Below are 6,930 nucleotides of genomic sequence, written 5' to 3'. Positions count from 1 at the left end.
AGAGGTAATTGACTCATATGATTAAATATTTAAAAAGTACAACTCAAAGTTAATCATTTTTTCAATTACCCTAAGTTTTTTTATTTAAATCCCTTGAAAACAATAAGTTAGACTTATAATTCACGTTGTAGTTAATATGGGTTGCTGTAAGTGGCATATCAGAATAAAATCAGAGGTCATCAAATAAAAATTTTTCCATAAAAATTTCCTGATGAAACTTCAAAATTTGTTCGCGATTTCCAAACCACTCCTCCAAATAGGTTCTATTGATTTTGCTTGGCTTTTGGGACAAATAACTATGAATAGAACTATGTTGCCAATCGAGCAAATCCTTGCAAAAGCCGTGTTTGACAGGGTTGAGGTAGATATAAGCAATCAGTTGGGTGAAGTATTGGTCGTCGGTGATGGCTTTGCGTTTGAAAGGTCGTTCAAATAAAGAGCCTCTTCGCTCATATAGTTTATTGTATGCTTTGGTGTAGGCGTTGAAGAAATGGCTGAACTGTTGCGAAATCAGACCTGACAGGTTTTGAAAACCTGTCAGGTCTATATTTCTTTCCTTCAAAAATGCTACTATTTCCTCTTCGCTTCTTATTCTAATCATTATGTGAAAATGGTTGGGCATTAGGCAGTAAGCATAGGTATCGGCAATAGGATAAATATACTCAGCATACTTGCGTAGAAAATAATAGTAGTTTTCATCGCAGCGAAAGAGATTTTCGCTTCCGTTGGCGTGGTTGTACACGTGATAGACCGTTTCGGGGAGAAGAGGAGGAGGTGTAGTCGCCATAAGTTTTTTTAGTTTTTTTACACCTGACAGGTTTTGAAAACCTGTCAGGTGTGGAGGGGTGGTGGAGTTTAGACTTGGTTTTCGTAGTCATTAGATTGATACATAGCTTGTATAAGACTTGGAAGAAGTTCTACTCCTCAAAGGCAAGACCCAAATCTCCTCTTTCCTTTTCGTTGATTTACCTGAGAAATTATTCACCATCTCAAAAGTTACCAACTCATCAAAATCATCATACTTTTGCAAAATACCCGAAAGCCCTTTTTTAACATCAAAAGGAACTACATTGGCTTCTGGTGGGTTATCGTTGTACTCTAAAAATTGAAAAAAACAACCTCGCTTGCCGAAGTAGTTGATTTTATGCAAATAGTTCTTTAGAAACACTTCTTGTGAAGTGTCCGAAACCTCAAAAATTATTTCCAAAGGATGTGTTATTTGTATGTACTCTCTAAAACTTATTGTTTCTTGAAATCCCGGCTCAAATATCTTACCCGCTTCTTTGTCTTTTTTACTACTCTTATCCTCTTTAATCTTTAAGATTTTCACAAAAGCGTTATTCACACAAAATTTACTACCCTGAGGTAAATAAAAGCTGATTTTAGCATCTCTAATCGCTTCAAAAATCTCTGACTCTTGTAGCTTTTTCTTTTTGCCTTTTGTCGTTTCCTCCTCTTTTGGATTAAATATTTCTACTCCTTCAATCGTAATAATTTGATTGAGCAAAGCCATTTTGACGCTATAAGGCGAGGGCAAAAACAAACTCTTTGCCCCCGAATTGGTAGCGTTGCTATCTTTGAGTGAAAATAAAGCAGTAGGCAGATATTTAACTGAAAATCGTACCATACTCTAACCAATTTTATAAGGTTCGTAATCCATTAGGTCAGCTAAAATTTTGGATAAATCGCCCAAGCCGTTAAACTCTTCCAGCGAAATAGCATCTTGCTCTATCCTATTGATATTTTCAGCTATTTTCCTGATTTCAGCCACATAACCGTCATTTAAGGCACTAATGGTAGGGGCAGGTGTAAGTTTATTAGAAATGGCTATTACACCTTTGAAATCAGTAATGTGTGGTTTTTGAGTGCTGGTCATTGCTCCTCTGGGGTTGATAAATGAGCTAAGCAGGGCTTGAATCAGAGCCTTGTACCTTGCTTGACGTTTTTCAAGTTCCGGATAAGTCCTTGAAATATCGTTGAAGCCAATTCTATACACATCTATATGGCACACAAAAGCATATACCCCGTGATTGGCAGGGCGATGGAAGATATTTTGCCCTTCATTGGCTCCGTCAGTCTTTTTACCACCTGCATCTGATACCAATTTGGTATGCACATAGCTTTCCGTATTGTTTTTATGAGGAATACCCACTGTCCAAGCAAACTCAACCACCGATTTACGGGGAACATTTTTGTTTTTATTGCCGATTTTAGTAACTAAAACTCCGTGAGTATCATCCACCACGCAAAGTTTGATAATAGCATCTACAATATCCTTATCAGAAGCATCTCCCAAATTAAGATTTCCTAAATCCTCTCCACTTGAAAGACGATTGGGATTGAAAATTTGGCAATTTGAGCATAAATCTAAGTTTTGCTCTTTTGCCAGGTTAATCAAATGCCCCACGTGGATATGCTTAAACATATCCCCACTAATTCCGTTAACGGTATGTTCATCACCATTTTTATCAATGATAGTCAATTGACGGGTAATGATTTGGTTACCTTCGCCACCTTCGTTGTTCAAAGAGTGCAAGTTGAGTGTAATCTCTCCACTGATGGAAAGAGATGCGATGATTTTTTTATTTTCTGACATATTATTGATGATTTAAAGGTTTACAAATTATTCGTTTTCTTCGGTTAAGTCTTCTGTTTCTTCCTCTTTCACTTCTTTAGCTTTAAGGGCAAAGCCATAAGAAGCAAGTAAAGCTCCTATAAGGCGAGAAGGATGTTTGTCTAATAAGCAGAAGAACTCCTTCAATTCTTCGTCTTTTACGTTTGCACGGAAAGATTTTCCGCCATTCTTTTCTACAACTTTGGCGGTTTCAGCATTATACGTAGCAATGAACTCCCCAATGAAGGTCGCCAAATCCAATTTTGATTTTGATTTGTTTTGCAATTCTTGGGCTAATCCATAGCGGATTTCAAATTTGCGAGTATCTTTGGGGGTGTACTGCAAGCTGACTGTACTTTTGCGAATAGCTTGGGCTACTGCCTCAAAACCTTTGTTAGCGATTATCTCGCATAAGTTTAAACTTTGATTATCCATATTCATATAAAAAAGATTTAAAGTTTCTATTTTGAAGGGTTTGATATAGTACTGGTCTTTATCCAGTGCTTGCATCAGATAGACCGAATACCAATTACAGAACTTGAAAAAGCTTTGCAAATCACCACCGCTTAAAAAATTGCGATAAGCTAATAAGCCTTGTATAGCATCGCCTTGTTCTTTAATTGAACTAATAATACTTTTTTGAGAGTTAAGGATTTCTATCCATTCATTTGCGGATTTTCGGTCATTGATTTCAATAAATTCAGGAACTTCCAAAAAGGCAATATTCGCAACAGCCTTGTTTTGCCCTAAATCTTTTTGGTAAACTGAATGAATTCCATTAATGGTATTTTTCAATTTTCCTGTAAACTCCTCACTTCGCTGAATAAAATTGACTGAGAAATTGAGTATGTTCAAAATATCTAATTTTACAGGTGATACACTCTTTAAGTGTCGTTTAAATTCTAACATTAGCTCTTTGGCTTTACTCCACAAAATGTGTTTATACTCAGGCACAAAAATTTTTAGGTCATAGCTACTCCCCACTTTCACATATTGGCAAATCATCATTTGTAAAGCACCGGATATTTTCATTAGTTCCTGCACCCAATAACTATCTAAATTGGTCATATTGGCATTATTAGCCTTATATTGGTTAAGCCCTTTTCCCTGATTAGGTGAGTAAAGTTGTTGTGCTGTGAGCTTTTCATCAATTTTGAACCCTCTATTGATTTTTTGAACGACATTCGGTATCGTTGAGTAAAAGGTTAAGATTTCATTTAATAGTTTCGAAAATTGCTTTTGATTATTATGCAGTATAGAATGAGCTTTTACGTATCCCGTGTAGGGATTACCCACCATATTTTTATATACATCAAAAGCCTCATCTAACTTCTTTCCAAACTCACTTTCAAACTGATTTTGTAATGTCCGAAGTTTTTCCTTTTTCTCTTCAGCACTCAAATTTTTATCCGTACTAATTTCATTTTTTCTTTTTTTTATTTCGTCAAATTCTTTCTTCTGGTTAGGATAATCGTAAAAGTTATTTCCAATATCATTGGGTACTTGGGTATTTGCTTCCTTTTTCAGGAATTTAATGACTTGGAAATAACTCAATTTTAAAAGCATTTCCTCAGTGATGCTTTGGCTGGGTTTAATTTGATAATATAGACCCTTATCAAATATTTCTACCTTTCGGTTGCCGGCATTACTTCGTAACAAAATCTCATCAATCAGATTTGCCAAACCGTAAGCCTCCAAAGTTTCGGCATAGGTATTAGAGTTCTTATCTATGAAAAACTCTTTGTATTCTCTTGGTTGCTCCATAAGGGTTGAATTAGTTTTCTGTAAAAAAATCGGATAAATTTTCAGTGGCTTTTTGGTCGCATAGCCTTAACAGGCGAACCAAGAATAAATACATTATGGTTTGCTCGTCTGTCTCCAACCCATTCAAATTCATCTTGCCCTCAAAGTCTTCTTCTTTGGAAAGTTCAACATCATATCCAAATTCGTCTAAAAGTCTTTGCATAGCTTTATAGCTACTATCTGAAATACTAAACTTTGAATAAGAGTCAGATAAAGGACTATGATGCCTTGCGATTGCCATTGATACAGCATAAGCCAAGTCTTCACTTTCAAAATATTCTTCAATCACAGTTTCTGCCACAAAAGCCCCCACTCCTGCGTGTCCGCCCCGTTCATAGAGTTTGCATTCTTGCTCCAAAGCCAAATCAGTCGGGTTATTCCTATCATAATCGGTATGGGCTAAAATTTCTTTGAAGTCTTTTGGGTCTTTGCCTTCTTTTTTGGCTTGGTAGCAACGCATAGGCTTTTGCCATTTTTCGTTAAGCTTGCCGTAGTCGTGCAGGATAATCATTAGTTTGATAAGTTGCTCGAATTCCGTTTTTGTCCATTCCGACTTTCCTATTCTTTTAGCAAGTTGTATAAATGCAAAATCGAGTTTTGGTAAAAACTCCCGCTCAAAACAGCGTATCAAACCCATATTGTGCTGGTAAAAGGTGTCTTTGGTCAAAGGCTTAAAATCCTCTTTTTTGTCTTTATATTCTCTTGTGGGCGATATGGTACCAAACGTTTCTGCAAACTGCCAATTGAAACCTATATCCTCGTGATAACCGAAAAAATCGGCATTTACATAGACCTGTGCAGGTAATTGTAAAAAGTCTGTAATATTCTCTAGTTTGTATTTCACATCTTCATCGTTTTCACCAAAGCCATCAATTACGTTGTTTTCTACTAACTGCCATACTAAAGTGTCTTCTTCACTATCATAAACCTTTGCTCCTTCACCTCTTGCAATTTTATTAAGCCAACTCACCAAACTCCATTTATACATACCCACCGACTGATAGCGATATGGAAACTTGGCTACTTCTTCCTTCTGATTTTCCGTAATCAATACTACTTCCACGCTCTGAATATCTCTGATAGTATTGCGATAGTTATTTTTCTGACAATCCCGCCAAGACTCCAAAATTTTAGCGTAATTGAAATTGCTGTCTTTCAGCTCTTGGATATTTTGATTTTCAAATTCAGTCAATACACTTTCGACCAACTGCTTAGGAATATCCCCATCTAATGTTTGGTATTTTTTTAGCTCTGTGAATGATTTTTCAACCACCTCTTTTTGATAAGGCAAAAACTTGTTGTTGATTGCCCTGATTTCTTTTTTATCATCATCATTGTTTGCTTCAAGTGTTATTTTTTCTCGTTCTTCAATTTCTAAAATATCATAGATAAAAATTTCGCCTGTTTCGTTTTCAAATCTTGCACAGCGACCTGCTCTTTGCAAAAATGAGTTGACAGGTGATATTTCAGTGTGCATTACCGAGCAGGAAATATCCATACCTGCCTCAATTACTTGGGTAGAAATTAGAATAGCGTTTTCGTTGGGGTCGGCATTTTTCCCAAAAAGTGCTTTCAGGCGATTTTCTTTGGCTTTTCGGTCGCTGTCAAAAAAGCGAGAGTGCAGGCAAATGATGTTCTCCGCCTTTAACTCTTCAAGGGCTTGAAACCCTTGAAGAGTTTTAATTTTAGTTAGAAGTTCTTGATATAATCTTTGAGCGTTTTCTACCCTATTACATATCACAATCGTTTTATTTTGATGATGTTCTATAACAGCTTGTGCTGAAATAGTATTATCAAGTACCTTAATCTGCTTTTTATCTTTATTAGGCAAAAGTGATTTGATTTTTTGTTTGTCCTCAGGGAAATCATCAAGCGTGATGATTTCATAATTAGGTAAATTTTCTTTGAGCATCACAGCAAATGAACTGCTCAAAGTAGCCGTCATAATACAACACCTGCTCAAATCGCCTAAAAGTCGTAACATCCCCAATGTTGTGCCCATCGATAGTGATGGTTCAAGCAAGTGAAACTCATCGAAAACCAAATAGCTACCAATCAGTGCCCCTGCATTGATATTAGCTTGTCGGTGAGATAATGGCAAAGGGAAACAAAGAAAGTTACTTAGCGTTTGGTCTATGGTAGAAAAAATAATATCTTTTTCAAAAAACTTATCTTCGCCATATTCACCAGTTTGAATGCTTGCATCAGTAATTTTATGTACATCTTGATAAATAGAGTTTGTAAGTGTTCGTAATGGTAAGCTGTAAATCATTTTTTGAGGAAAATCAGCTATTCCATTTTCTCTGGCATACAGAAATGGTATTATCGAAGCCCAAGTTTTACCCGCACCAGTGGGGACGACAAGAATAACATTTTTACCACTAAGTAAGATTTCGGCAACCTTCATTTGATAACAATAAGCCTGATAGCCAAGTTTTTTTATGTAATAATTACAGATTTCCATAGGTTTTGTTATCATTTTTACATATGCAAACATAAGTTTCAATTTTTCC

The 6,930-nt window shown here is 36.1% G+C and carries 5 protein-coding genes; all 5 read right to left on the bottom strand.

Features of this window, described 5'->3' with window-relative positions:
• Positions 1 to 169: 169 nt before the first annotated feature.
• Positions 170 to 787: a hypothetical protein gene (locus Rain11_RS09985; protein WP_101359222.1), complete on the bottom strand. Its 618-nt coding sequence runs from the start codon at positions 785 to 787 to the stop codon at positions 170 to 172.
• A gap of 90 nt (positions 788 to 877) precedes the next feature.
• Positions 878 to 1,627 (bottom strand): hypothetical protein, encoded by a 750-nt coding sequence (locus Rain11_RS09980; RefSeq protein WP_101359221.1) that lies wholly within the window; start codon positions 1,625 to 1,627, stop codon positions 878 to 880.
• 3 nt (positions 1,628 to 1,630) lie between these two features.
• Positions 1,631 to 2,596 (bottom strand): DevR family CRISPR-associated autoregulator, encoded by a 966-nt coding sequence (locus Rain11_RS09975; RefSeq protein ID WP_101359220.1) that lies wholly within the window; start codon positions 2,594 to 2,596, stop codon positions 1,631 to 1,633.
• Positions 2,597 to 2,623: 27 nt separating this feature from the next.
• Positions 2,624 to 4,378, bottom strand: a complete 1,755-nt coding sequence (locus Rain11_RS09970; protein WP_101359219.1) for a hypothetical protein — start codon at positions 4,376 to 4,378, stop codon at positions 2,624 to 2,626.
• A 10-nt stretch (positions 4,379 to 4,388) separates the two neighbouring features.
• Positions 4,389 to 6,914, bottom strand: a complete 2,526-nt coding sequence (locus Rain11_RS09965) for a CRISPR-associated helicase/endonuclease Cas3 (RefSeq protein ID WP_101359218.1) — start codon at positions 6,912 to 6,914, stop codon at positions 4,389 to 4,391.
• Positions 6,915 to 6,930 lie beyond the last annotated feature (16 nt).

It is taken from the genome of Raineya orbicola, from assembly GCF_002843425.1.
Classification (GTDB): Bacteria; Bacteroidota; Bacteroidia; order Cytophagales; family Thermonemataceae; genus Raineya; species Raineya orbicola.
Note: the sequence above shows the minus strand (reverse complement) of the source record. Positions and strands in the feature narration are given on the sequence as shown.

Excerpts from the sequence above, each read along its gene's own strand:
- Rain11_RS09975 (WP_101359220.1), bottom strand. The coding sequence starts at position 2,596 with ATGTCAGAAAATAAAAAAATCATCGCATCTCTTTCCATCAGTGGAGAG.
- Rain11_RS09985 (WP_101359222.1), bottom strand. The coding sequence starts at position 787 with ATGGCGACTACACCTCCTCCTCTTCTCCCCGAAACGGTCTATCACGTG.
- Rain11_RS09970 (WP_101359219.1), bottom strand. The coding sequence starts at position 4,378 with ATGGAGCAACCAAGAGAATACAAAGAGTTTTTCATAGATAAGAACTCT.
- Rain11_RS09980 (WP_101359221.1), bottom strand. The coding sequence starts at position 1,627 with ATGGTACGATTTTCAGTTAAATATCTGCCTACTGCTTTATTTTCACTC.
- Rain11_RS09965 (WP_101359218.1), bottom strand. The coding sequence starts at position 6,914 with ATGTTTGCATATGTAAAAATGATAACAAAACCTATGGAAATCTGTAAT.